The organism is Bacillus sp. C1 (genome assembly GCF_054570475.1).
On the sequence record NZ_JBTMZT010000004.1, the window covers coordinates 194,075 to 218,115 of the forward strand.

General features: G+C 38.0%; 28 protein-coding genes and 1 tRNA gene. 9 read left to right on the plus strand and 20 right to left on the minus strand.

Annotation, left to right across the window (positions count from 1 at the left end; all coding sequences use genetic code 11):
* Window positions 1-28: 28 nt before the first annotated feature.
* The 8 genes from gpmI to ACX5JI_RS14825 all read right to left on the minus strand — a co-directional run bounded on the left by gpmI (window position 29) and on the right by ACX5JI_RS14825 (window position 7,925).
* The gene (gene gpmI / locus ACX5JI_RS14790; RefSeq protein ID WP_459501796.1) at window positions 29-1,558 is read right to left on the minus strand and encodes a 2,3-bisphosphoglycerate-independent phosphoglycerate mutase; all 1,530 of its coding nucleotides are present in this window, start codon (window positions 1,556-1,558) and stop codon (window positions 29-31) included.
* On the minus strand, window positions 1,555-2,310 hold the full coding sequence (tpiA, locus tag ACX5JI_RS14795) for a triose-phosphate isomerase (protein WP_459501797.1): 756 nt from the start codon (window positions 2,308-2,310) through the stop codon (window positions 1,555-1,557). The genes gpmI and tpiA overlap by 4 nt, the downstream gene beginning before the upstream one ends.
* A 32-nt stretch (window positions 2,311-2,342) precedes the next feature.
* Window positions 2,343-3,527, minus strand: a complete 1,185-nt coding sequence (locus ACX5JI_RS14800) for a phosphoglycerate kinase (protein ID WP_459501798.1) — start codon at window positions 3,525-3,527, stop codon at window positions 2,343-2,345.
* A 135-nt stretch (window positions 3,528-3,662) separates the two neighbouring features.
* Entirely contained in the window at window positions 3,663-4,667 is a 1,005-nt protein-coding gene (gap, locus tag ACX5JI_RS14805) for a type I glyceraldehyde-3-phosphate dehydrogenase (protein ID WP_000161236.1), read from the minus strand.
* 26 nt (window positions 4,668-4,693) lie between these two features.
* Complete coding sequence (cggR, locus tag ACX5JI_RS14810) at window positions 4,694-5,722, minus strand: gapA transcriptional regulator CggR (RefSeq protein WP_459501799.1); 1,029 nt, start codon at window positions 5,720-5,722, stop codon at window positions 4,694-4,696.
* A gap of 135 nt (window positions 5,723-5,857) precedes the next feature.
* Window positions 5,858-6,103, minus strand: a complete 246-nt coding sequence (locus tag ACX5JI_RS14815) for a glutaredoxin family protein (RefSeq protein WP_459501800.1) — start codon at window positions 6,101-6,103, stop codon at window positions 5,858-5,860.
* Between the two features lie 9 nt (window positions 6,104-6,112).
* On the minus strand, window positions 6,113-7,417 hold the full coding sequence (rpoN, locus tag ACX5JI_RS14820) for an RNA polymerase factor sigma-54 (RefSeq protein WP_459501801.1): 1,305 nt from the start codon (window positions 7,415-7,417) through the stop codon (window positions 6,113-6,115).
* Window positions 7,418-7,849: 432 nt separating this feature from the next.
* A tRNA-Arg gene (locus ACX5JI_RS14825) sits at window positions 7,850-7,925 on the minus strand.
* Between the two features lie 182 nt (window positions 7,926-8,107).
* On the opposite strand from ACX5JI_RS14825, the gene ACX5JI_RS14830 reads away from it, so the two are divergent.
* The 9 genes from ACX5JI_RS14830 to clpP all read left to right on the plus strand — a co-directional run bounded on the left by ACX5JI_RS14830 (window position 8,108) and on the right by clpP (window position 13,055).
* A complete protein-coding gene (locus tag ACX5JI_RS14830) occupies window positions 8,108-8,299 on the plus strand; it encodes a hypothetical protein (protein ID WP_459501802.1) in 192 nt (63 codons plus the stop codon).
* A gap of 148 nt (window positions 8,300-8,447) precedes the next feature.
* Window positions 8,448-8,654 (plus strand): DUF1657 domain-containing protein, encoded by a 207-nt coding sequence (locus ACX5JI_RS14835; protein WP_459501803.1) that lies wholly within the window; start codon window positions 8,448-8,450, stop codon window positions 8,652-8,654.
* Window positions 8,655-8,747: 93 nt separating this feature from the next.
* Window positions 8,748-9,236: a YhcN/YlaJ family sporulation lipoprotein gene (locus ACX5JI_RS14840; RefSeq protein WP_459501804.1), complete on the plus strand. Its 489-nt coding sequence runs from the start codon at window positions 8,748-8,750 to the stop codon at window positions 9,234-9,236.
* A 34-nt stretch (window positions 9,237-9,270) separates the two neighbouring features.
* Window positions 9,271-9,747 (plus strand): stage V sporulation protein AC, encoded by a 477-nt coding sequence (gene spoVAC, locus ACX5JI_RS14845; protein WP_459501805.1) that lies wholly within the window; start codon window positions 9,271-9,273, stop codon window positions 9,745-9,747.
* Window positions 9,748-10,761 carry a stage V sporulation protein AD gene (gene spoVAD / locus ACX5JI_RS14850; RefSeq protein ID WP_459501806.1) on the plus strand — a complete coding sequence of 338 codons (1,014 nt, stop codon included), beginning with the start codon at window positions 9,748-9,750 and terminating at the stop codon, window positions 10,759-10,761. It abuts the gene before it with no gap.
* Window positions 10,762-11,112 (plus strand): stage V sporulation protein AE, encoded by a 351-nt coding sequence (gene spoVAE / locus ACX5JI_RS14855; RefSeq protein WP_459501807.1) that lies wholly within the window; start codon window positions 10,762-10,764, stop codon window positions 11,110-11,112.
* 11 nt (window positions 11,113-11,123) lie between these two features.
* Window positions 11,124-11,330 carry a DUF1657 domain-containing protein gene (locus ACX5JI_RS14860; RefSeq protein ID WP_459501808.1) on the plus strand — a complete coding sequence of 69 codons (207 nt, stop codon included), beginning with the start codon at window positions 11,124-11,126 and terminating at the stop codon, window positions 11,328-11,330.
* A gap of 21 nt (window positions 11,331-11,351) precedes the next feature.
* Window positions 11,352-12,221: a DUF421 domain-containing protein gene (locus ACX5JI_RS14865; RefSeq protein ID WP_459501809.1), complete on the plus strand. Its 870-nt coding sequence runs from the start codon at window positions 11,352-11,354 to the stop codon at window positions 12,219-12,221.
* A 252-nt stretch (window positions 12,222-12,473) separates the two neighbouring features.
* A complete protein-coding gene (gene clpP, locus ACX5JI_RS14870) occupies window positions 12,474-13,055 on the plus strand; it encodes an ATP-dependent Clp endopeptidase proteolytic subunit ClpP (RefSeq protein WP_459501810.1) in 582 nt (193 codons plus the stop codon).
* Between the two features lie 328 nt (window positions 13,056-13,383).
* Here clpP and ACX5JI_RS14875 read toward each other — a convergent pair whose 3' ends face one another.
* The 12 genes from ACX5JI_RS14875 to ACX5JI_RS14930 all read right to left on the minus strand — a co-directional run bounded on the left by ACX5JI_RS14875 (window position 13,384) and on the right by ACX5JI_RS14930 (window position 23,909).
* Window positions 13,384-13,641: an HPr family phosphocarrier protein gene (locus ACX5JI_RS14875; protein ID WP_459501811.1), complete on the minus strand. Its 258-nt coding sequence runs from the start codon at window positions 13,639-13,641 to the stop codon at window positions 13,384-13,386.
* A 22-nt stretch (window positions 13,642-13,663) separates the two neighbouring features.
* Window positions 13,664-14,614 carry a DNA-binding protein WhiA gene (whiA, locus tag ACX5JI_RS14880; RefSeq protein WP_459501812.1) on the minus strand — a complete coding sequence of 317 codons (951 nt, stop codon included), beginning with the start codon at window positions 14,612-14,614 and terminating at the stop codon, window positions 13,664-13,666.
* An 87-nt stretch (window positions 14,615-14,701) separates the two neighbouring features.
* Window positions 14,702-15,655: a gluconeogenesis morphogenetic factor MgfK gene (gene mgfK, locus ACX5JI_RS14885; RefSeq protein ID WP_459501813.1), complete on the minus strand. Its 954-nt coding sequence runs from the start codon at window positions 15,653-15,655 to the stop codon at window positions 14,702-14,704.
* A gap of 3 nt (window positions 15,656-15,658) precedes the next feature.
* On the minus strand, window positions 15,659-16,540 hold the full coding sequence (gene rapZ / locus ACX5JI_RS14890) for an RNase adapter RapZ (protein WP_459501814.1): 882 nt from the start codon (window positions 16,538-16,540) through the stop codon (window positions 15,659-15,661).
* 20 nt (window positions 16,541-16,560) lie between these two features.
* On the minus strand, window positions 16,561-17,019 hold the full coding sequence (locus ACX5JI_RS14895) for an NUDIX hydrolase (protein ID WP_459501815.1): 459 nt from the start codon (window positions 17,017-17,019) through the stop codon (window positions 16,561-16,563).
* Window positions 17,020-17,394: 375 nt separating this feature from the next.
* Window positions 17,395-18,348, minus strand: coding sequence for a thioredoxin-disulfide reductase (trxB, locus tag ACX5JI_RS14900; RefSeq protein ID WP_459501816.1), 954 nt, complete (start codon window positions 18,346-18,348; stop codon window positions 17,395-17,397).
* Window positions 18,349-18,426: 78 nt separating this feature from the next.
* On the minus strand, window positions 18,427-19,938 hold the full coding sequence (locus ACX5JI_RS14905; RefSeq protein ID WP_459501817.1) for a tetratricopeptide repeat protein: 1,512 nt from the start codon (window positions 19,936-19,938) through the stop codon (window positions 18,427-18,429).
* 131 nt (window positions 19,939-20,069) lie between these two features.
* Entirely contained in the window at window positions 20,070-20,591 is a 522-nt protein-coding gene (locus ACX5JI_RS14910) for an acyltransferase (RefSeq protein ID WP_459501818.1), read from the minus strand.
* Window positions 20,592-20,612: 21 nt separating this feature from the next.
* Window positions 20,613-21,251 carry a pyrophosphatase PpaX gene (gene ppaX / locus ACX5JI_RS14915; RefSeq protein WP_459501819.1) on the minus strand — a complete coding sequence of 213 codons (639 nt, stop codon included), beginning with the start codon at window positions 21,249-21,251 and terminating at the stop codon, window positions 20,613-20,615.
* A 56-nt stretch (window positions 21,252-21,307) separates the two neighbouring features.
* Window positions 21,308-22,120 carry a prolipoprotein diacylglyceryl transferase gene (gene lgt, locus ACX5JI_RS14920; protein WP_459501820.1) on the minus strand — a complete coding sequence of 271 codons (813 nt, stop codon included), beginning with the start codon at window positions 22,118-22,120 and terminating at the stop codon, window positions 21,308-21,310.
* 23 nt (window positions 22,121-22,143) lie between these two features.
* The gene (hprK, locus tag ACX5JI_RS14925) at window positions 22,144-23,073 is read right to left on the minus strand and encodes an HPr(Ser) kinase/phosphatase (protein ID WP_459501821.1); all 930 of its coding nucleotides are present in this window, start codon (window positions 23,071-23,073) and stop codon (window positions 22,144-22,146) included.
* A 461-nt stretch (window positions 23,074-23,534) separates the two neighbouring features.
* Window positions 23,535-23,909, minus strand: a complete 375-nt coding sequence (locus ACX5JI_RS14930) for a phage holin family protein (RefSeq protein WP_098491795.1) — start codon at window positions 23,907-23,909, stop codon at window positions 23,535-23,537.
* Between the last annotated feature and the right edge of the window lie 132 nt (window positions 23,910-24,041).

The window sequence follows — 24,041 nt, forward strand, 5'->3', positions numbered from 1 at the left end:
TTTCTCTCCTTTTATATATACAATTTCATTATTTAATAATTGTTTTACCTGTCATTTCTTTCGGTTGTTCTACATTTAAAAGTGTAAGCATTGTTGGGGCGATATCTCCTAAAATACCACCTTCACGAAGCTCAACATCGTTCTTTGTAACGATGAAAGGAACCGGGTTTGTTGTATGAGCTGTCATTGGCCCACCATCAGGAGTTAACTCTTGATCGGCATTACCATGGTCAGCAGTAATAAGTGCTACACCATCTTTTGCAAGAATCGCTTCTACAACTTTTCCTAAACATTCGTCAGTTGCTTCTACTGCTTTAATTGTTGGCTCCATCATCCCAGAATGGCCCACCATATCACAGTTTGCAAAGTTAAGAATGATAACATCATGTTTATCATTTTCAATTTCATTTACTAAAGCGTCGGTTACTTCGTAAATGCTCATTTCAGGTTTCAAATCATATGTTGCAACCTTCGGTGAGTTAATTAAGATACGTTCTTCTCCTGGGAATTCAGCCTCACGACCACCGCTAAAGAAGAATGTAACGTGCGGATACTTTTCAGTTTCCGCGATGCGAAGTTGCTTTAATCCCGCTTGCGCAACAACTTCACCTAAAGTGTTATCAAGGTTCATTGGCTTAAATGCCACGTAACCATCTACTGTTTCACTGAAATGTGTCATACAAACGAATTCAGGAATGTGAGGTACTTTTTCACCACGATCGAACTCACGGAAGTCTTCGTTTGTAAATACACGAGCAATTTGAATTGCACGGTCTGGACGGAAGTTATAGAAGATGACTGCATCATCATTATTGATTGTTGCAACTGGCGTTTCATCCTCATTCACAATTACAGACGGCAATACGAATTCATCGTAGATACCATTTGCATAAGAGTCTTCTACACACTCTTCTGCTGATTTATAAGTAGGGCCTTCACCATTCACCATAGCACGGTAACATTTTTCTACGCGATCCCAGCGCTTGTCACGGTCCATAGAGTAATAACGACCAGAGATAGTCGCGAATTGTCCTACTCCTGTTTCTTTAATCACTTCATTTGTTGCATCGATATAACCTTTTGCTGTTTGTGGTCCAACATCGCGGCCGTCTAAGAATGCATGGATATAAACCTTCTCCACGCCTTCTTTTGCTGCTAAGCGAAGAAGAGCAAACATGTGGTTCATGTGACTGTGCACACCACCATCAGAAAGTAAACCGAATAAATGAAGAGCAGTACCTTTTTCTTTTACGCTTTTAATTGCATTTTGGAAAGTTTCGTTCTTATCGAACTCACCTTCACGAATTGCAACGTTAACGCGTGTTAAGCTTTGATATACTACGCGGCCAGCACCGATATTTAAGTGACCAACCTCAGAGTTACCCATTTGACCTTCTGGAAGACCTACTGCCTCACCGCACGCTGTAAGCGTTGTGTGAGGGAATTTATTCCAGTAACCGTCAAAATTAGGTTTTTTAGCTTGCGCTACAGCATTCCCGTAAGTTTCTTCACGTAGTCCGAAACCGTCAAGGATGATTAAAGCTGTTGGCTTTCTCATTTTACCGCCCCCAGAAGACCTAAGAAAGAAGCAGGCTCTAAGCTCGCACCGCCAACTAAAGCGCCGTCGATGTCAGATTGTGCCATATACTCTTTAATGTTTTCTGGTTTTACGCTACCGCCGTATTGAATACGAACAGCTTCTGCAGCTTCTGTAGAAACAGCTTCTGCAACAACTTTACGGATGTGCGCACATACTTCGTTTGCATCTGCAGAAGAAGAAGATTTACCTGTACCGATTGCCCAAATTGGCTCGTAAGCGATAACAGTAGCTTTAACTTGCTCTTCTGTTAAACCTGCAAGTGCTTTTGTCACTTGACCTGCTACTAGATCAAATGTTTTTCCGCTTTCGCGTTCTTCTAAAGTTTCACCACAGCAAACGATTGGTGTTAAACCGTGTTCAAATGCTGCAAGAGTCTTTTTGTTTACTGACTCGTCTGTTTCAGCAAACATTTCACGACGCTCAGAGTGACCAAGTACTACGTAGCCTACTTTTAAGTCGCTAAGTGCTACTGGGCTAATTTCGCCAGTGAATGCACCATTTTTTTCGAAGTGCATGTTTTGTGCACCTACTTGTAAGTCAGTTCCTTCAGTTGCTGCTACAAGACGCTCTAAGAAAAGAGCTGGAGAGCAAACTACTGCATCAACAGCTGTAGCTGCTGGGATTTGACCTTTTACTTCCTCTACGAAGCTAACTGCTTCAGCTAGAGTTTTATTCATTTTCCAGTTACCTGCGATAATTGGTTTACGCATGCTTTGCACCGTCCTTTTTCTTTGGCTGCTACTTATTTGTCGTTAAGACAAACTACACCTGGAAGTTCTTTACCTTCCATGAATTCTAATGACGCACCGCCGCCAGTAGAAATGTGGCTCATTTTATCAGCCATACCGAATTTTTCAACAGCTGCTGCAGAGTCACCACCGCCGATAACAGAGTATGTACCTTCTGCATCTGCTAATGCTTGTCCTACTGCTTTTGTACCTTGAGAGAATGGAGTCATTTCGAATACACCCATTGGTCCATTCCATACAACAAGCTTAGAATTTTTAATTACATCTGCATAAATTTCACGTGTTTTTGGTCCGATATCTACGCCTTCCCAATCAGTAGGAATAGAGTCGATAGGAACAATTTTAGTTGTTGCAGTTTCAGAGAATTCTTCTGTGATTACAACATCAACCGGCATGTAGAAGTTTACGCCTTTTTCTTTCGCAAGTTCCATAAACTCTTTTGCCAAGTCAATTTTGTCATTTTCACATAGAGATAGACCAATTTCATGACCTAACGCTTTAACGAATGTGTAAGCAAGACCTCCACCGATAATTAAGTTATCTACTTTGTCTAATAGATGACGAATTACACCGATTTTATCCTTTACTTTCGCACCACCGATAATTGCTGTAAATGGACGATCTGGATTAGAAAGTGCTTTTCCTAGTACTTCTAATTCTTTTTCCATTAATAAACCTGATACCGCTGGTAAGAATTCTGCAATACCTGCAGTAGAAGCGTGAGCACGGTGAGCTGCACCGAATGCATCGTTTACGAAGATATCAGCAAGATTTGCAAATTCTTTCGCAAGTTCAGCATCGTTCTTTTCTTCGCCCGCATAGAAACGTACGTTTTCAAGAACTAATACGTCGCCTTCGTTCATTGCTGCAACCATTTCTTGTGCAGCAGGTCCGAATGCTTCGTTTGCTTTTTTCACGTCTTTACCAAGAAGCTCACCTAAACGTGCTGCTACTGGAGTAAGACGTAATTCTTCTACTACTTGACCTTTTGGACGGCCTAAGTGACTTGCTAAAATAACTTTCGCACCTTGCTCTACTAAATATTGAATTGTAGGAAGAGCTGCACGGATACGAGTCTCGTCTGTAATTTTGCCTTCTTTCATAGGTACGTTGAAGTCAACGCGGCAAAATACACGTTTACCTTTTAAATCTACGTCACGAATTGATTTTTTGTTCATTGGATTTCCCTCCGACTAGTTAGGATTGACAAAACCCATTCAAAAGCTTATCACATTTGCCTTTAAAACGAAAGAAGAGAGAGAGGGAACAAACCCTCTCCCTCGTTTTGTCATTGATAACTTATAAACTAAGAATTAAAGACCTTTAGAAGTCATGTATGCAGCTAAGTCTACTACACGGTTAGAGTAACCAGTTTCGTTATCGTACCAAGAAAGTACTTTAACCATGTTACCTTCCATTACCATTGTAGATAATGCATCGATTGTAGAAGAAGCTGTGCATCCGTTATAGTCGATAGATACTAATGGCTCTTCGCTGTATCCAAGGATACCTTTTAATTCGCCTTCAGCAGCTGCTTTGAATGCTGCGTTTACTTCTTCAACTGTTACTTCTTTGTCAAGTTCAACAACTAAGTCAACAAGAGAAACGTTAGCAGTTGGAACACGTACAGCGCCACCGTTTAATTTACCTTTAAGTTCTGGTAATACTAATGCTACAGCTTTAGCTGCACCAGTAGATGTTGGAATCATGTTTTCAGCTGCTGCACGAGCACGACGTAAATCTTTGTGTGGTAAGTCTAAGATTTGTTGGTCGTTAGTGTAAGAGTGAATTGTTGTCATCATTCCGCGTTTTACGCCGAATTTTTCGTTTAATACTTTAGCGAATGGAGCTAGACAGTTTGTAGTACAAGAAGCGTTAGATACTACGTTGTGGTTAGCTGCATCGTATTGTTCGTGGTTAACACCCATTACTACAGTGATATCTTCGTCAGAAGCTGGAGCAGAGATGATAACTTTTTTAACTGATCCACCTAAGTGTTTTTCAGCGTCTGATTTTTTAGTGAAACGGCCAGTAGATTCTACTACTACTTCTACTCCGTAGTCGCTCCATGGTAATTGAGCTGGGTCACGCTCAGCGATAACTTTAATTTCTTTACCGTTAACAACGATGCTGTTTTCGTTAGCAGATACTTCTGCATTTAAAGTTCCGTGAACTGTGTCATATTTTAAAAGGTGAGCTAAAGTTTTAGCATCTGTTAAGTCGTTGATTGCTACTACTTCTACCTCAGAGTTGTTAAGAGCTGCGCGGAATACGTTACGTCCGATACGTCCAAATCCATTAATACCAATTTTAGTCATTTGAATTTCCTCCTTGGGGGATTATATTAAAGGGTAATACCCTTTGTTAACTGTTTTGCTGCACCTTCATCTGTAATTAGAATTGAAGTGTGCCCTTGTTTAATTACAGCTTGTATTGCTTTTGCCTTTGAAGATCCTCCAGCGACCGCAACAACATGAGATACGTTTTGTAAATCTTTAAGTTGCATGCCCACTGTTTGTACTTTATGAACAACATGACCTTGTTCATTGAAGTAATAACCGAAAGCCTCGCCGACTGCTTCACTTGCTTTAATTTTCATCCAATCTGCTTCTGAAGTACTTCTGCGACGTGCCATCGTTAACGCATCACCTATTCCATGAATGACGATATTGGAAGATCGAATCAACTCAAGAACTTCTTTCACGGAAGGTTCCGTCACAATGGACGCATATGCTTCGCTACTTACATGATCTGGAACATACAATAAGCGGTAATTACTCATCGTATTTTGTGCCATTTTCGCACAAATGGTATTAGCTTCTAATTCCACGCCTTCTCCAATTCCACCACGTGCTGGGACAAATAGCATATGTAAATCCTTGCAATCTAGTTGCATCATGTCCGCAGCAGCAGCTAGCGTTGTTCCTCCAGCCACAGCAACGATATTATTCGCTGTCAGACGGTCTTTTATACAAGTAACACAAGCACGGCCCATCTCCAGTTTGACCCACGGTGATTCATCACTATCACCAGGGACAACGAAAACTTCATCCAAGTCTAATGTTTCCTTAAGTTGTTTTTCTAAAACCTTTAACCCGGAAATTTCTTTCATAAAGTCTTCCAAAGCAAGAACTAAAGCTGTTCCTTCTTCTGTCAAAGTCATTCCAGAAGAAGCGACGTGAACTAAGTTTTGTTCTTTCAAAACTTGCACTTCACTTCGCAATACTCGTTCTGTCATACCAAGACTTGCAGATAAGTTTCTTCTTCCGATCGGCTGCATAAGCCGAATGTACTGAAGAATTTGCATTCTTGTTTGCATAACAGGTAGCAGATCAGGTAATAATTTTTTTGTGTTCTGAATCCATGAGCGCATATTTTTTCTCCTCACTACATTGGTTCATTTTCCATTGTGGTCACTTTATGTCCCGTAGTGACATTTTATGTCCCACATAGGTTAAAAAAATAATCCCTGCTACGTGTATTATTGTAACAGGAGATAGAAACTTATTCAACTCTTAACTGCATTGTTTATATAGTTTATTATGACGTCTTTGTGAATGACACCGCATTCCGCCTGTTTTCCGTTAATTTCTACAACAGGAATCATAATTTGATACTTTTCTAAGAGCCCATCATCTTCATATATATCTATTTCCTCAATTTCAAAAGAATACACCTTTTGCACTTCTTTTAAGACAGATTTCGCCTTTTCGCAAAGGCCGCAGTCCCTCTTCGTATATAAAACAACTTTCATCTTCTTCACCTATCCAATTGTTTTTCGTAAAGAAGAAGCGGGAATATTCATTTGTTCTCGATATTTTGCAACTGTTCTACGAGAAATAACAATTTCATGCTCTTCTTCTAACAATTTGGAAATTTTTTGATCGGAAAGTGGTTTTTTCTTATTTTCTTTTTCTACAAGCGTTTGAATCAATTGTTTAACACGCTTTGTAGAAACAACTTCATCTTCTGTTGTCACCACTGCATTACTAAAAAAGGATTTCATCTCAAATAATCCGTGCGGCGTTTGTACATATTTATTACGTGTAGCACGGCTAATAGTAGATTCATGTACTCCTAGTTCCTCCGCCACCTCTTTCAAAGAAAGTGGTTTTAAATATGCCAGACCATTCCAAAAGAAATCACGTTGCTTTTCTATAATGATTCCCATCACTTGTAAAATCGTCTGTTTCCGCTGTTTTAAACTCCGCATAATCCATTGTACGTGCTGATATTTCTCTGATACATAAGAAGCAACTTCACTCTCACTATTATGAAGAAGCGCACTATATTCTGAATGAATTTCAATTCTTGGCATATTCCGTTCATTCATTTGTAAAACGAGACGATCACCATCTTTTTTCACTGCAATATCCGGGACGATATAAAGTGGTTTCTCAGCAGAAAACGCAAGCCCTGGCTTCGGCTGTAACGATGTAATACAATCAACAGAAGCTTGCAATTCTTCATTACTGCATTTCATCATTTGAACAAGTTTGCGCCAATCTTTCTTAACAAAATAAGAAAAATGTTCATCTACAATCATTTCCGCAAGTACATCTCTTTTTTGTAAGCGCTTCAACTGAAGGGATAAACACTCCTGAATATTACGAGCTCCCACCCCTGCTGGCTCTAATGACTGAACGAGCTCCATAGCACGTTCTACTATATGGATAGGTGCGGCAAGCAATGCTGCTAATTCTTCATTTGTTTCTTGTAAATAACCATTTTCATCCATGTTCATAATGATGAACGAAGCTATCTTTCGCTCTATTTCATCTATTTTGTAATACTGTATTTGATCCAATAAATGCTGCTGAACCGTTGCCGAATCCACGCTATAAATTTCCATTTGATTTTCGACTTGTTTGCTTGTACTTTTACTTTTCGAACTCTTTTTCTTCTCCCTCTCAAAGCCACCTAACTCAATAAGGGGATTCTCTAACGATTGCTCATACAAAAATTCCGATAGTTCTTGCACATTATATTGGAGCATTGTAATCGCTTGCCTTAACTCTTGTGTCATCGTCAAACGTAAGCTTTGTTCTTGTAAAAGACTTGCCTTCAAACTAATCTCCCCCTTGTTTCTATTGTACAATAAGTTTACGAAAAGGAAAATCCTGCATATATCCTTATTCCGAATATTATTAATTTATATGTATTAATGAAAGTCGCATCTTACAACCGAAAAATGAATAATATTGAGAGAAAATAATAAAAAAATATATATACATCTAATTAAGAAAAGTGATTTATCTTTTTCTGCTCCTCTATAAATCCATTTTGATTTTCCGACTTATTTGCTTTGGCTGTAAAAATACAAACTGTTCTACGCATAATTGGATACTCTCATCCACCTAAAAAGCATAGTTTGATGTTGATTTTTCATTTAGATTTACATAAATCATAACTACATATTAATAGTAAGTCCTATAACTAGATATAACAAGAGAAAAATAAAAAAGGTCCTAACCTACAAATGTAAGTTAAGACCTTTTGACGCGCCCAGAGGGATTCGAACCCCCGGCAGACGTGGTACCGGAAACCACCGCTCTATCCGACTGAGCTATGGGCGCATAAACAGTATATTGGTAATTATATCTCCTTATGCTAATGTACGCAACCACTATGATGCAAAAATACTGTCACAGTATCTTTCTAAAGTACGACTTATTTTAGCCTATTATCTTTCGTTATATCTACAAATCCTACATTACGAATGTAAAAGGATTTTATTACAACAGAGAGGAGATCCTACATGTTCTTAAAAAAATACAACGGGTTACTTCTTGCAATAGTCGGTGCTGCTATTGCTGTTTTTGCTGTTCTTTATCTTCAACACCTACCTTACATTTATAAACTGTGCATCAAAATATTTGCAGCACTATTAGTGATGATTGGATGGACCATCGCCAGTGAAACGAAACACTCTTACAAAAAAGAGGGATAACGACGTATATAAAGCGTCATTATCCCTCTTTTTTATTCCCAAATCTCAATACTTCTAAAGAAACAAACCTAAATTTGGAAATTATATTTTGAAGCCGATTTACAAATTATAAGCTTTGAATGCACATCCAATAAGGGGGATTTATTCAATGACTGTTATTACAAAATTAAAACAAACTGTTTCTGGGTTAAAAAGTGCACAAGCAAGTTTAGAAGGCTTCGCTCTTGATACAGACAATCAGCAAGCGAAACAACTTTTCCAAACAGCTGCACAACAAACGCAATCGGTTATCGATTCTTTAAACCCACGAATCGAAGAAGTTCAGCAAGAAGAGCCCCAATATTCACAACAATAGTGCATCATCCTCTATGATGCACCGCAACAAGGTGATCTTAGATCATCTTGTTGCAATTACATTACATAAAGCAATAGAAATGGAATGATTGCAATGCGAAAATTTAGCACCATTACCGTATTATTCGTGCTTCTACTAGGTTTCATAACAGGATGTACGAGTCATTTAGATAAAGAAGTAAAACAAGAAACACATAAAAAAACAGAGAAAAAAAAGGAACCTCAGTTAACGAAAGTAAGCATGGAGCAATCTTTTAATCAATCTATATCACATGACGCGAAGAAAAATGTACTTGCCATGGAAGAAATACTAGAAGCTAGGGCTGCTAACTCTAACACAGATCTTTACATAGCTGTTAAACCAGAGCATCATGAACGTTTTCAATTAAAATCATTAAAAACAAAAATTAAAAAACAATTGAAAAAAGAGAACCCCACTTTCAATATCTATGTCAGTACTGATCGAAAGATTTTCATGCTACTAGATAAGCTGGAAAAGAAAGTTAAGAACAAAGAGGCTGATAAAGAATACATTAAAAACAAACTAAAAACAGTTCACACAGAAATGAACTCCAATACTTAATTGTACGTTCTCTAAAAGAAAAGGATGGATTCACATGGCAAGTAAAGATAAAGATTTAACACCCGTACAACAAGAATATAAAAAATTTGAACAACAGCGCGAACCGAAGCGGCCCGTAGTAAAAAATTGTATAAAAGCCTTTTTTGTAGGTGGTTTCATTTGCTTCATCGGTCAACTTATTTCTACCTTCTATATCACATACTTTGATTTCACAGAACGTTCAGCAGGAAATCCTACCGTCGCAACACTAATTTTTATTTCTATGTTACTTACAGGCTTCGGTGTATATGACCGCCTCGCCCAGTTCGGCGGCGCTGGTACAGCTGTACCCGTTACCGGATTTGGAAATTCCGTTATCTCTGCTTGTATTGAACATAAGACAGAAGGTTTTGTCCTTGGAGTAGGTGGCAATATGTTTAAATTAGCCGGATCTGTTATTCTATTCGGTGTATTTGCCGCTTTTGTTATCGGTCTTATTAAGACCATTCTCATTCAATTGGGGGGACTGTAAATGTTACTAGGACACCGAACATGGATATTTGAAAATAAACCAGTCATTATTTCAACAGGTGTCATCGGTGGACCATTTGAGGCAAATGGTAAAATTCCTGAAGACTTCGACACCCTTCATGAAGATTTATGGCTCGGACAAGATTCTTATGAAAAAGCGCATAGAGTTTTATTTGAGGAAGCTTGCAGTCGCGCAACTGAAAAAGCCAATCTCCGAAAAGAAGACATTCAATTCATTTTAGCGGGTGACCTTATTAATCAAATTACGCCCTCTAGCTTCGCTTGCCGTACACTCGGTGCTCCCTATATTGGGTTATTTGGTGCTTGTTCTACTTCTATGGAAGGCCTCGCTCTTGGTGCCAGTATTGTAAATGCAAAAGGAGCAAAATATTTATTAACCGGAGCCTCAAGTCACAATACTGCTGTTGAAAAACAGTTCCGCTATCCGACTGAATACGGTGGACAAAAACCACCTACCGCTCAGTGGACTGTGACAGGAGCTGGCGCCGCTCTTTTGAGTGATCAAGGTGAAGGTCCTCGCGTTACGTCAGCGACAATTGGACGCGTTGTTGATATGGGCTTAACAGATCCCTTTAACATGGGAGGCGCAATGGCTCCCGCTGCTGTCGATACAATCGAAGCACATTTACGCGAAAGACAAGTTGATGCATCCTACTATGACTTAATCGTAACAGGCGATCTTGGTCATGTCGGACGAGAAATAGCCTATGATTTACTGCATAAGCACGGAACGAAAGTAACAAGCGAACAATTTCAAGATTGCGGATTACTTATTTATAGAGAAGGTCAGCCTGTAATCGCAGGCGCAAGTGGCCCAGGCTGCTCTGCGGCCGTCGTATACGGACATTTGTTAAACAGAATGAAAAAAGGTGAGTTCAGCAAAATACTTGTCGTAGCTACTGGCGCACTATTATCTCCGCTTACCTTCCAGCAACAAGAAACCATTCCATGCATTGCTCATGCCGTATCAATTGAAACTGGAGGTGTACAATAGATGATCTTTTTTTGGGCTTTTGTAATCGGCGGATTGATTTGTGTAATCGGACAACTTCTATTTGATGTCGGTAAACTTACGCCCGCTCACACAATGTCAACGCTCGTTGTCGCTGGTGCAATACTAGATGGATTCGGTCTATACGAGCCTTTAATTGATTTCGCAGGAGCTGGTGCGACAGTTCCCATTACAAGTTTCGGAAACGCTCTTGTTCATGGAGCTATGGCTGAAGCTGCAAAACATGGCATTGTCGGTGTTATAACGGGAATGTTCAAAGTAACCAGTGCTGGTATATCTGCTGCCATTATTTTCGGATTTATCGGCGCACTACTCTTTAAACCAAAAGGATAAGAGGTGTTCTCATGACTGTTATTGCGAGTGTAAAAACATGTCTCGCTAGTTTAAAAAGTGCACAGGCAAGCTTAAGTACACTTTCCCAAAATGCCTCTGATGAAGAAGCAAAACGGGTCTTCCATGAATGTATGATGGAGATGGACAGTGTAATCGCTGACCTTAACAGTAGAATTTCTGTATTAGAAAGAGAAGAACCTCAATATAAAGGATTTTAGGAAAACAGGAGGGAATAAACTATGCCGCATTTACCAGACTGGCTGATTGTCATTATACGTTCCTTCGCTATCTTAATTATTTTATTCTCAATAACAAAGCTGCTTGGAAAAAGACAAATCTCACAGCTTTCATTTTTCGAATACGTTGCAGGCTTAACAATCGGTAACATCGCAGCTGAAGTATCGACAGGGCTTGAGCGGAACTTTTGGCACGGTATTTCTAGTATGCTTGTTTTTTCTCTCATTCCATTTTTCGCAGGTCTAATTGCCTTAAAAAATAAACATCTCAGAAATTTTATTGAAGGAAAAGCGACGGTTTTTATAAAAGATGGAAAAGTCCTTGAAGATAATTTAAAAAAGGAAAATTATACGATCGATGAGTTACTAGAACTTCTAAGACAAAGGAGTGTATTCAACATATCTGATGTTGAATTTGCTGTATTGGAATCTGGCGGCGAACTCAATGTCTTGTTAAAAAGAGACAAGCAGCCGCTTACTCCAAAAGATATCGGTTTACAAGTCGCACCTGCAAAAGAAACACAAACGGTAATTATGGATGGAAACGTACTAGATGAACCTCTTTCGGCTAGTGGTCATAATCGCGCTTGGCTTCATGCTGAACTAGAAAAAATCGGAGTCGTAATAGAAAATGTGTTTCTTGGACAAGTTGATTCTTACGGACAACTCACTGTCGATATTTATGATGATAAAATTCAAATACCTTCTCCTCAAGCTAAGCCGTTACTCTTAGCTTCTTTAAAAAAATGCCAAGCGGATCTAGAATTATTTTCTTTAGAAACGAAATCAAAATCAGCAAGTCAAATGTATAATGAAAATGCAAAACAAATCGAAAAGATCCTAAATAAAGCAACCTACCTCTTAAAAGAATAGGAAACAAGAGAACGCTTCTATAAGAAAAAGCGTTCTTTCGTTTTTTCACAAACAACATGATTCTCTCCGTACGTTTAAATTTATATAATTCGGTTATGATGTTGAAGATACATAAGCAGGGAATTCCAAAAATATAGCGAATAAATCATGTTACAACTACATATTTTTTTGATTTAAAGTGGTTTTGTTTGACCTTTATTGACCATAATTGTATTATAAGATTAAGAAAGCTTTCAAAGGAGGAAATAACAGATGAATTTAATTCCTACAGTAATTGAACAAACAAATCGTGGAGAACGCGCTTACGATATTTACTCTCGCTTATTAAAAGACCGCATCATTATGCTTGGTAGCGCAATTGATGATAACGTAGCAAACTCAATCGTTTCTCAGCTTCTATTCTTGGAATCTCAAGATCCAGAAAAAGATATTCATTTATACATCAACAGCCCTGGTGGTTCTATTACAGCAGGTATGGCAATTTATGATACAATGCAGTTTATTAAACCAAACGTATCAACAATTTGTATTGGTATGGCTGCATCTATGGGTGCTTTCCTACTTGCAGCAGGCGAAAAAGGAAAACGTTTCGCTCTTCCAAACAGTGAAGTAATGATTCACCAACCACTTGGCGGTGCACAAGGACAAGCAACAGAAATCGAAATCGCTGCAAAGCGTATCCTATTCTTACGTGAAAAATTAAACCAAATTCTTGCTGATCGCACAGGTCAACCATTAGAAGTTCTACAACGCGACACTGACCGTGACAACTTCATGACAGCAGAAAAAGCACTAGAATACGGCTTAATCGATAAAATCTTTACAAAACACTAAACAAAAAATGCTATCGCCACGTGCGATAGCATTTTTTGTTGACTGCCATTCACAATATATCCTTCAACAGCCTGAAAAGGGAAATGCTAAAAAATTATAAAGTGAAACATGGTGAGCTGACGAGGTTTGTTTATATAAAATGGTGAATGAAGTTTTATCAGCGATTTTTCAAATATATCAACCGTTTCTCACAATATATCGTAAATTTGAATATATCAGCGATTCGACAAAAGATATCGACTAACCAACAAAAAACGACAAAAAAACAGGAGCCCCCTAGCTTCTGCTTCCAAATAAACTGAAAAGCTATCGCTCCATGCGATAGCTTTTACTGTTTATTTTGCACGTAAGCAGCTAACGCTTCTAACGCTTCTTCTGCATCTGAACCTTCTGTTATAATCGTTATATTGCTGCCAGACCCAATAGCTAAGCTCATAATCCCCATGATGCTCTTCGCATTGACTGTTTTCCCATCTTTTTCAATAAAAATATCAGCGTGAAAACAATTTGCCTCTTGTACAAACAACGCAGCCGGACGTGCTTGCAAACCATTTTTTAATGCCACCTCAACTTGTTTCTGAACCATAGCTCCCATTTCCCCTTTACCGTTATTTTTTTGCTACCGGTTCCCCCGCGCGTAATTTCTCTGCAATTTCATCGATTTTACGCAAGCGATGATTAATACCTGATTTACTGATTTTCCCCCCAGATACCATCTCGCCTAATTCTTTCAATGTTACATCTTGATAACTAATACGTAATTGTGCAATCTCTCGCAGTTTATCTGGCAAAACATCCAGTCCCACTGTTTCATTAATGTAACGAATATTTTCAATTTGCCTTAAAGCGGCACCAATTGTTTTATTTAAATTGGCGGTTTCACAATTCACTAGACGATTGACCGAATTACGCATATCGCGAACAATACGAATATCTTCAAATCTTAACAATGCATTATGCGCGCCAATAATATTTAAAAACTCCGTTATTTTTTCCGCTTCTTTTAAATACGTAATATACCCTTTACGCCTTTCCAACGTCTTACTATTTAAATCAAATCCGTTCATCAATTCACATATAGAATCATTATGTTCCTTGTATAACGAAAAGACCTCTAAATGATAAGATGATGTTTCTGGGTTATTTACTGAACCACCTGCTAGAAATGCCCCTCGTAAATATGATCGTTTGCAGCATTTCTTTTCAATCAATTCCTGTGAGATATTACGAATAAACGAAAAGTCTTCCCTGACAATATGCAAATCTGCTAATATTTCACGGGATTTCTCAACAAGCCGAACGATATATACATTATTTTTCTTCAGTCGCATTTTTTTGCGAACAAGCAATTCTACCGTCACGTCATATCCTTTTTTGAGCAATGTGTAAATTCTTCTCGCAATTGCTGCATTTTCTGTTTGAATATCAATTGAAAGACGACGATTTGAAAAAGAAAGTGATCCGTTCATTCGAAGCAGCGCTGATAGTTCTGCTTTCTCACAACACTCCTTCATCTCAAGCTTTGTCAGTTCTTTCTTTGTCTCTGATGCAAATGACACGGCCCCACCTCCTTATACAATATTTCGGAACAAAAATCTTGTCCTATATGAATGAGTAGCGTTATCTCATTCTGAGATAACGCATGTTTATAACAATGAATATAAGATAGAAGCTAATTTTAATGTATCATGCCTTACAACTTGATCATCATACTTTGCTAATTCATCTTGAATTAAACAAATGTTACTTTCAGCAAAACGTTTTTCATCAACTACAACAGGTGCAGACATCTCTTCTGCATACAGACTACGTAACTCAGCAGGAATGTTACGATTATTTACAATCGCTGTATCGATAAAAGGCGCTCCAAGGTGATCATGCAAAGCCTGCACATGATCAAATGCTGTATACCCCATTGTCTCCCCAGCTTGCGTCATAACATTACATACGTATATTTTTTTTGCATCTGCATGAAGAACAGCATCACCTATTTTTTTCACAATTAAGTTTGGCAAAATACTCGTATACAAACTACCCGGTCCGAAGACAAGTAAGTCTGCCCGCTGAATTTCTGCCAACGTTTCATGCAGCGGTTCGACATCACCAGGTGTTAAAAACACACGATTGATTTTCTTCCCAAAATACGGAATTTTCGATTCACCTGTTACAATTTCTCCATCTTCTAGTTCTGCGTGAAGTACCACACTTTGATTGGCCGCTGGTAAAACACGCCCTCTCACATTTAATACTTTACTCGTTTCGGTAATAGCGTGGAAAAAGTCTCCTGTAATCGAGGTCATACCAGCTAACAATAGATTACCTAATGCATGACCCGTCAAACCTTCTCCGGATGTAAAACGATGTTGAAATAAAGCTTCCACAAGCGGTTCGACATCTGATAACGCAACAAGCACGTTACGAATGTCACCCGGTGGTGGAATTTCTAACTCATCACGTAATCTACCCGAACTGCCACCATCATCGGCTACTGTAACAACCGCCGTAATATCAACGGGATACTGTTTCAACCCTCGTAATAAAACAGACAGTCCAGTTCCGCCCCCCATGATAACAATTTTAGGTTTTCTCTCTTTTTTCATCCCTTAATGGCCCTTTCTCTTCTCCACATCACGATGAGATATATGAACGATATATTCTGGTTTCAAATATTTTCCTAAGTACTCTGTAAGTGTAACAGAACGATGTTGTCCACCTGTACATCCAATTGCAATTACAAGCTGACTCTTACCTTCCCTTTTATAATGTGGAAGCATGAAAGTAATAAGATCCGTCAGTTTTTCTAAAAACTTATGTGTCTCATTAAATTTAAGCACATATGACGAAACTTCTTCATCTAGTCCTGTTAACGGCTTCATCTGTGGAATATAATATGGATTTGGTAAAAAACGAACATCAAATACTAAATCTGCGTCAATTGGAATACCGTATTTAAATCCAAATGACATTACATTTACACGAAATGCTTGCTCATTTTCTGTAGAAAATAAATGAACAATTCTTTCGCGTAATTCTTTCGGTTTTAGCTCAGACGTATCAAGTACAATGTTAGCTCTAGCCTTCATGTCTGTTAATAAACTACGCTCAGCCTCAATTCCTTTTAGCGGAAGTCCCGTTGGCGCGAGCGGATGCGAACGTCTCGTTTCTTTATAACGCGTTACAAGCGTGTTATCTCTCGCATCTAAAAATAAAATATGCGGAATGATCCAAGTGCGTTCTGATAAATCATCAAGTGCTCCCCATAAATGTTCAAAAAATTCACGGCCACGTAAATCAATACCAAGTGCCACTTTATTCATTTTCCCTTTTGAATCTGCCATCAGTTCAACAAACTTCGGCAATAACATAGGTGGTAAGTTATCTACACAAAAATATCCTAAATCTTCAAAACTTTGCAGAGCTACTGTTTTTCCTGCACCGGACATTCCTGTAATAATCACCATTTTAATATCATTATTTGCTGTCATTGTATCCCCTCCTTGAAGATTTAGCTTGGATCCAATCGATATGAAAGTAATTCAAAGTCTGGTGTATATACAAACGTCCCGTAAATGATTCCATTTCCTTTAATTAAATAATCAATAATATGATAGTCTCCAGGCGCCATTGGTAATTCATCAATTTTATCAAATGTATGCCAACCAATGATGCCTTCTTCGCTTTCCAATTTGTTTTCTCCTGCAAAATCTGTCGCTAAAAAGGAGAACATCATCCACTCAGAAACAACTTTATCACCTTCTTGGATGACGAAAGTGAAGACCCCCTTTAACGCTGGGTTCTTTAAATAAATACCTGTTTCTTCACGATATTCGCGAACAACGGAGTCCCTTACTGTTTCACCGCGTTCCATTTTCCCGCCAGGTGCAACCCACCAGTTCCGGCGTGGTTTTTGTAATAGGAGAACTTCATTACCTTTAATTAACACACAGTTTGTGACCCTTTGCATGCTTCTTCACCTCAGCTACTTATGACAAATTTCTTCATCACATACTCATTTCATTATACTATCAAAAACAGTTTGTCACAATGAAGGAGACTAGGCCTTAAATAAGCTGAACTTTGAGGCGGGAGTCTTACTGCCCGCAAATAGCAGGATAAAAAATCCCTTAACGAATTTTATCGTCAAGGGAACTCAGCTATGTAAATTCATTTTAATTTTCTGGCCTATAAGCTATGGCGATGAAAACAGTTTTCTACTTACTTAAAATTTCGCTTTATGTACTCCATTAGAAATGCAACAAATATTTTACATTTCTAATCAAAAAATAAAGAAAGCTACCCTTTATACAGGTAGCCTTCTTCCCTAAACAGTTTTATATCCTTATTCTGTTACAGCCTTTAATTCTTCTAACAACTCTTCTACGTAGTGTTGTGCACTTTGCGCTGCAATACTACCATCACCAGTTGCTGTTACAATTTGACGAAGCATCTTTTCGCGAACATCACCAGCTGCGAAAATACCAGGAACTTTCGTTTCCATACGCTCGTTCGTTTCAATATAACCATTTTCATTTGTAATACCGAGCTCATTAAATGGTTTTGATAATGGTAACATACCAATGTAAATGAAAGCACCATCTGTTTTAAACTCTTGCTCTTCACCAGTGTTAACATCTACAAGCGTTACACTACCTACTTTACCATTCTCTTCATTGATTTCCTTCACAGTATGATTCCAAATGAAGTCTACTTTCTCATTTTGAAAAGCACGATCTTGTAAAATCTTCTGTGCACGAAGAGCCTCGCGACGGTGAACGATTGTTACTTTTGATGCGAAACGTGTTAAATATACACCTTCCTCAACAGCAGAGTCTCCGCCGCCAACAACAACAAGTTCTTTCCCTTTAAAGAATGCGCCATCACATACTGCACAGTATGATACACCGCGGCCGCCAAGTTCTTTTTCACCTGGTACACCAATTTTTTTGTACTCTGCACCACTTGCAACGATAATTGAACGTGTTTTATATTCTTTTTTACCAGCTACAACCGTTTTATATTCTTTGCCATCGATAACTGCTTTCACATCACCATATGCATACTCAGCACCAAATTTCTTCGCATGCTCAAACATTTTATTTGATAAATCAGGCCCTAAAATGGATTCATAACCTGGATAGTTTTCTACATCTTCTGTATTTGCCATTTGTCCGCCTGGAATACCACGTTCAAGCATAAGTGTGCTTAAATTTGCACGAGACGTATACACTGCAGCTGTCATCCCAGCTGGTCCAGCACCAATAATAATGACATCATAAATTTTTTCTTCTGACACACTACTCACTCCTATTCATTCCTACACGTAACTTACCCTCATTATACTGTTAGCATCTGTTTTTTCCCAATGATTTGCCTATGCGTGAGTACGCTTTACCACTTGCACATATTTCCTCACAGTTGCCACAGATACATTATATATATTTCCTAGTTCGGCCTGTGTCATTTTATTTCTCCGCTGACCACGCACAATGTATTCGATTGCCGCCGACCACCCAAAGACATTCGTAAAAGCCATTCCAGATGTATATAAACGTATAAAAGTACAAAACCAAAAATGCAAACATTCTTCAATCAATTCATCATCTTTACTTGTATAGTTATATAAAGCATCCGCAATCCTAATACACTGTTCAAATGGCTGTAATTCACCTGGGATACTCTTATGACTGCTCACCAAAAAGAAATATTTCGCTAATTGCGAAACAATCGGCACACGATTTTCCGCCTGCGTCACATCAAAGAAAAAGCCAATTTTCTCAGGTGTTGTTAATTCATTCATTAAATATAACGCTAGCATTTGCTCTTCCAACGTGTCGCTTTTCCTGAAAGATTTTTGCAGCTCTTTAAACAACATGTTCTGTCCTTCATCAGCTAAGCTTAAAGCATTCCACGGTTCTTTCCCCTTTTTATCAGGATGTAATTCTACAACAGATTGCCACATCTTTTCTGCTGTCTGTTGATCCTTTATCATATAGGCAGAGTATGCGAACCAATAGTAAAAGCTAACATCTCCTTCATAACCTTGACGCTTTAATAATTTTAACCATTTATACGCTGATTCAAAGTGACCAATTGTTGCAAATGTTGTCCCTAACTTCAACCGATGCTCAAATGACATCGGATATACTGATTTTAGTTGTTCAGCTAATGATTCTACTTGTTTGTTCTCTCCAATTGAATATAGAAAAATAAGCGTATTACATAATGCATGCATATTACCAGGATTTTTCTCTAAAATCATCTCTGTTAACTTTAATGCTGTATCTACATTTCCTAACTGAAAATGAGCAATTGCTAAATTATTATAGCCCGACCAAAATTCCGGATAATCTTTCGTCACAATTTCAAGTGTAGCAATCGCTTCTTCTAATTGTCCGTTGCGAATGTAACGATTCGCTTCTTCCTGCATGACAATTAGCTCATCTTCATCTTCAAACTCTTCCGCATCCATCGATTCTTCTTCCATAATCTCAAGTAATTCTAACGTCTCTTCCACAAACTCTTTCTCTGTAGCAATCTCTAAATATTGCTCAGCGTATTTCTTCGCTTGCTGAAACAAACCAAGATATGCGTAATTACTTGCTATAAAATAATAACACTGTTCAATATCTGGTTGTGAACGAATCAGGTTCAAGAAAATTTGATTCGATTCTTGATACTCCCCCACTTCAGATAACACCGTTGCTAATTGGCATAAAATAAACGGCTCTTTCTCACTTTGTGCCGCTCTTCGAAAATATTTAATTGCATCTTGTAACTTATTACCTTGATAAGATCTCATCCCTTTTTTATAAAAGAAATCAGCCAATTGATTAAAAGAGATAACTTGTCCGTTCTCCTTAAATATTCTTTGATTTTTCCCCATATATCCTCCAGTTTTTTGTTTTCTTCGCTCACACATTCTTTTATCTATAAGTATAAACGATTCCGTAAAAAACAAAACAGTATATTATACTCAATTATTTCCTTTTTATTCATAAAAAGAGAAGGGAAATGTTACATTTTTAACATCGACCTTCTCCCTTCTGCCATTTCTTCCTTCGTATATATGATCTGCATTGGATTTCCACCCACAAAAGCACCACTTGGTACATCCCTGTGGACAAGTGTACCTGCTGAAACGATAGCACCGTCTCCAATCTCCACACCTGGTAACACTGTTGAATTCGCCCCAATCATCACTTCATTCCCGATTATCACTTCTCCGAGGCGGTATTCCGTAATTAAATATTCATGAGCCAAAATCGTTGTGTTATAGCCAATTACTGAATTCGTCCCAACTGTAATCTTTTCAGGAAACATAATATCTGGCATTACCATAAGGGCAAATGCTGTTTTCTCTCCGACTTTCATTCGTAAAAATGTGCGGTATAACCAATTTTTCACCGATAAAAATGGCGTATAGCGCGCAATTTGAATGACAATAAAATTTTTCATAACCTTAAAGAAAGACACTGTTTTATATACATTCCATAACGAATTTGCTCCTGAAACAGGATAGCGCGTTGTACGTCGCACTTTTTTCTCTCCCTCTATCTACTATTCAGATAAAACCGATAACAAATCGCTCATTTTATCTAACACATAATCTGGCTTATACGATTCTAAATACGCTCTACCTTTAATCGTCCATGCCACTGCTGCTGTTTTTGTACCTGCGTTTTGTCCACCTACAATATCATGATGATTATCGCCAATCATTATCGTTTCTTCCGGTTTTGCATGTAGTAACTTGAGCGCCTTTTGAATTGGTTCTGGATGTGGTTTCACATGCTCGACATCATCAATCGTCACAACAACATCAAAGAACTCGTTTAATTTAGAAAGTTTTAAACCCATTTCTACTGTTTGTCTTGCTTTCGTTGTTACAATTCCAATTTTATAACCTTGTTTCTTTAATTCCTGAACTGTTTCATAGACAGTTTCATATTCTTCCACTAGTTCGTCATGGTGGTCATGGTTAAACTGGCGATAGCACTGAATCATCTCATCCACTTTTTCCTCATCCATTGAACGAAACGTCTCATGCAAAGATGGGCCGATAAACGGCAATACATCCTCGCGCTTATACTGATCTGGATAGTATTTATTTAACGTGTGTAAAAAAGAAGAAATAATAAGTTCATTTGTATTTATTAATGTTCCATCTAAATCGAATAACACTGTATTTATTTTCATATGATAAGGTCCTTTCGCTGCCTGAATATGAAAGAAGCAGCATCTCATATAAGATGCTACTTTTCTGAATATCTTTTATCAGCTTGCCCTAGTTTACGTCTCACAATAATGAAAATGATAGAAATAACAACAAGTCCGATAGACATCACTTGCGCAATGCGAAGCGGCCCTAACATTAAGCTATCTGTACGTAAGCTTTCTACAAAGAAGCGGCCAACTGAATACCAAATTAAATATGTAAAGAATAATTCACCGCGGCGTAAATTCGCTTTGCGTAATAATAATAATAAAATTACCCCTGCAAAATTCCATAATGATTCATATAAAAATGTTGGATGATAATATACGCCATCAATATACATTTGATTCACAATGAAATCTGGTAAATGTAAGCCTTCTAAAAACTGTCTTGTTACTTCATCACCATGAGCTTCTTGGTTCATAAAGTTTCCCCATCGACCAATTGCTTGTCCAAGAAGAATACTTGGTGCTGCAATATCAGCTAGCTTCCAGAAGGAAACGCCGCGTCTTTTCGCAAAGATAATGCCTGTAATAACGGCCCCAATTAAACCACCGTGAATCGCCAAGCCACCTTGACGAATATTAATAATTTGGCTCGGGTTTTGCATATAATATTCCCACTCAAAAATAACATAATATGCGCGCGCGCAAAGAATCGCGATTGGTACCGCGATTAAAACAAGATCGATAAAAGTATCTTTTTGAATACCTAATCGTTCACCCTCGCGCGTAGCCAGCCAAAGCCCTAAGAGTACACCTGTCCCAATAATAATCCCATACCAATACACTGGGAATGGCCCAAGTTGAATCGCTACACGATCTAGCTGTGGTACAGAACCTAACAGCATATGTATAACCTCCCTCTCCCAACTTACTCTTGATTTCCTAGTTCAATCGCACTCATCAAACGCTCAGAAAATTGCTGAGCTGCATTAACTCCCATTCGCTTTAATCTGAAGTTCATCGCTGCTACTTCAATAATAACAGCCAAGTTTCGACCAGGGCGAACTGGCAATGTAATCTTCGTAAGTTCTGTATCTATAATTTTCATTTTCTCTTCATCAAGACCAAGTCGATCATAATTTTTCTTTTGATCCCAAATCTCAAGGCTAATTACAAGTGTAATACGTTTATAATTACGCACCGCACCTGCCCCAAATAACGTCATTACATTAATAATCCCTAAACCGCGAATTTCTAATAAATGCTCAATCAAATCTGGAGAACTTCCTACTAACGTATCTTCATCTTCTTGACGAATTTCTACACTATCATCTGCAACTAAGCGATGACCACGTTTTACAAGCTCAAGTGCGGTTTCACTCTTCCCGACACCACTTTGACCTGTAATTAAAACGCCAACCCCGTAAATATCTACTAATACACCGTGAACAGCAGTTGTCGGTGCTAACTTACCCTCTAAATAGTTTGTTAAACGACTTGATAGTCTTGTCGTCGTTTGGGACGAACGTAAAAGAGGCACACCAGACTCACGTGATGCTTGCAGTAATTCTTTAGGTACATCTTGACTACGTGTAACAATAATACACGGCGTCTCTTCTGTACAAAGGACCTTCATTCTTTCTTGCTTTTGTTCACTCGTTAACGTATCAAAAAACGTAAGTTCCGTTTTTCCAAGAAGCTGTACACGATCTGCTGGATAATATGTAAAGAATCCTGCCATTTCAATTCCAGGTCGCGATAAATCACTTGTATCAATTGGACGATGAATTCCTTCCTCACCACTTACTAACTCCAGTTGAAATTGTTCAATTAAATCTTTTGTCCTTACTTTTGGCATATGTAAACCTCCACTCCGCTGCGGGTTCAGTCTCATTTGATGTAACATTCCATTCTAACCGATATTGTACCATTTTTTTCTTAAAACAAGAAATGTCGTTTCTACTAAATAGAAAAAATCTTCTCACATGAATCGTTTGAATCTATTTTATGAGCTACATGAAATGTTTTTCCAGGCCATTGAGAAAGGGAAATACTAAAAAATTATAAAAAGAAACTTGTTGATTTGCCGAGATTTGTTCATATAAAATAGTGAATGAAATTTTATCGACGATTTTTTAAATATATCGATCGTTTCTCATCATATATCAGCGCAAATTGAAATATATCAGCGATTCGACAAAGGATATCGACTAACCAACAAAAAACGACAAAAAAACAGGAGCGCCTAGCTACTGTTTCCCAACAAACTCAAAAAACATTTCATGAGCTCCATGAAATGTTTTTCTCTTTGTCATTTTCCTATTTCTTTTCAGACAATGGCTCGACAATTACTTTATCAATTAGCATATTTAAAATCGAAATACAAATTGCCGCAAGAATTGCTACACCAAATCCTGATATGTTAAAAGCGTCACCTAATAAAGAATCTGTCATTTTTAACGTAATTGCGTTAATTACAATGAGGAAGAAACCAAATGTTAAAACAGTAATCGGTAACGTAATTAAAATTAATAGCGGTTTTACAAACACATTTAAAATCGATAAAATAATGCTCGCAATAATCGCAGTCTGTATATTTTCTATGTAAAATGCGTCTGGTGCAATTCCTTTTAAAAGACCTGATACTACAATTAACACAACGCTATTTACAAGAAGTGATAGAATCCATCTCATTTTCTCACACATCCTTTTGACATATATATGTAATCATACGCTAATGAATAGGAAACGCCAAGTCACCATAAAAAAAACGAAGAAAAATCTTTCTTTTTCGATGGGAAGAGAGCATCCGTCCATGCATAGAAG

Coding starts and splice junctions, on each gene's coding strand:
- gpmI (WP_459501796.1), bottom strand. CDS start 1,558: ATGAGAAAGCCAACAGCTTTAATCATCCTTGACGGTTTCGGACTACGT.
- ACX5JI_RS14895 (WP_459501815.1), bottom strand. CDS start 17,019: ATGCAAAGGGTCACAAACTGTGTGTTAATTAAAGGTAATGAAGTTCTC.
- ACX5JI_RS14840 (WP_459501804.1), top strand. CDS start 8,748: ATGCGAAAATTTAGCACCATTACCGTATTATTCGTGCTTCTACTAGGT.
- ACX5JI_RS14905 (WP_459501817.1), bottom strand. CDS start 19,938: ATGGGGAAAAATCAAAGAATATTTAAGGAGAACGGACAAGTTATCTCT.
- ACX5JI_RS14830 (WP_459501802.1), top strand. CDS start 8,108: ATGTTCTTAAAAAAATACAACGGGTTACTTCTTGCAATAGTCGGTGCT.
- ACX5JI_RS14875 (WP_459501811.1), bottom strand. CDS start 13,641: ATGGTTCAGAAACAAGTTGAGGTGGCATTAAAAAATGGTTTGCAAGCA.
- tpiA (WP_459501797.1), bottom strand. CDS start 2,310: ATGCGTAAACCAATTATCGCAGGTAACTGGAAAATGAATAAAACTCTA.
- ACX5JI_RS14815 (WP_459501800.1), bottom strand. CDS start 6,103: ATGAAAGTTGTTTTATATACGAAGAGGGACTGCGGCCTTTGCGAAAAG.
- clpP (WP_459501810.1), top strand. CDS start 12,474: ATGAATTTAATTCCTACAGTAATTGAACAAACAAATCGTGGAGAACGC.
- rapZ (WP_459501814.1), bottom strand. CDS start 16,540: ATGACAGCAAATAATGATATTAAAATGGTGATTATTACAGGAATGTCC.
- ACX5JI_RS14865 (WP_459501809.1), top strand. CDS start 11,352: ATGCCGCATTTACCAGACTGGCTGATTGTCATTATACGTTCCTTCGCT.
- ppaX (WP_459501819.1), bottom strand. CDS start 21,251: ATGAAAATAAATACAGTGTTATTCGATTTAGATGGAACATTAATAAAT.
- ACX5JI_RS14835 (WP_459501803.1), top strand. CDS start 8,448: ATGACTGTTATTACAAAATTAAAACAAACTGTTTCTGGGTTAAAAAGT.
- spoVAD (WP_459501806.1), top strand. CDS start 9,748: ATGTTACTAGGACACCGAACATGGATATTTGAAAATAAACCAGTCATT.
- cggR (WP_459501799.1), bottom strand. CDS start 5,722: ATGCGCTCATGGATTCAGAACACAAAAAAATTATTACCTGATCTGCTA.
- ACX5JI_RS14800 (WP_459501798.1), bottom strand. CDS start 3,527: ATGAACAAAAAATCAATTCGTGACGTAGATTTAAAAGGTAAACGTGTA.
- spoVAC (WP_459501805.1), top strand. CDS start 9,271: ATGGCAAGTAAAGATAAAGATTTAACACCCGTACAACAAGAATATAAA.
- gap (WP_000161236.1), bottom strand. CDS start 4,667: ATGACTAAAATTGGTATTAATGGATTTGGACGTATCGGACGTAACGTA.
- spoVAE (WP_459501807.1), top strand. CDS start 10,762: ATGATCTTTTTTTGGGCTTTTGTAATCGGCGGATTGATTTGTGTAATC.
- ACX5JI_RS14860 (WP_459501808.1), top strand. CDS start 11,124: ATGACTGTTATTGCGAGTGTAAAAACATGTCTCGCTAGTTTAAAAAGT.
- hprK (WP_459501821.1), bottom strand. CDS start 23,073: ATGCCAAAAGTAAGGACAAAAGATTTAATTGAACAATTTCAACTGGAG.
- mgfK (WP_459501813.1), bottom strand. CDS start 15,655: ATGAAAAAAGAGAGAAAACCTAAAATTGTTATCATGGGGGGCGGAACT.
- lgt (WP_459501820.1), bottom strand. CDS start 22,120: ATGCTGTTAGGTTCTGTACCACAGCTAGATCGTGTAGCGATTCAACTT.
- ACX5JI_RS14930 (WP_098491795.1), bottom strand. CDS start 23,909: ATGAGATGGATTCTATCACTTCTTGTAAATAGCGTTGTGTTAATTGTA.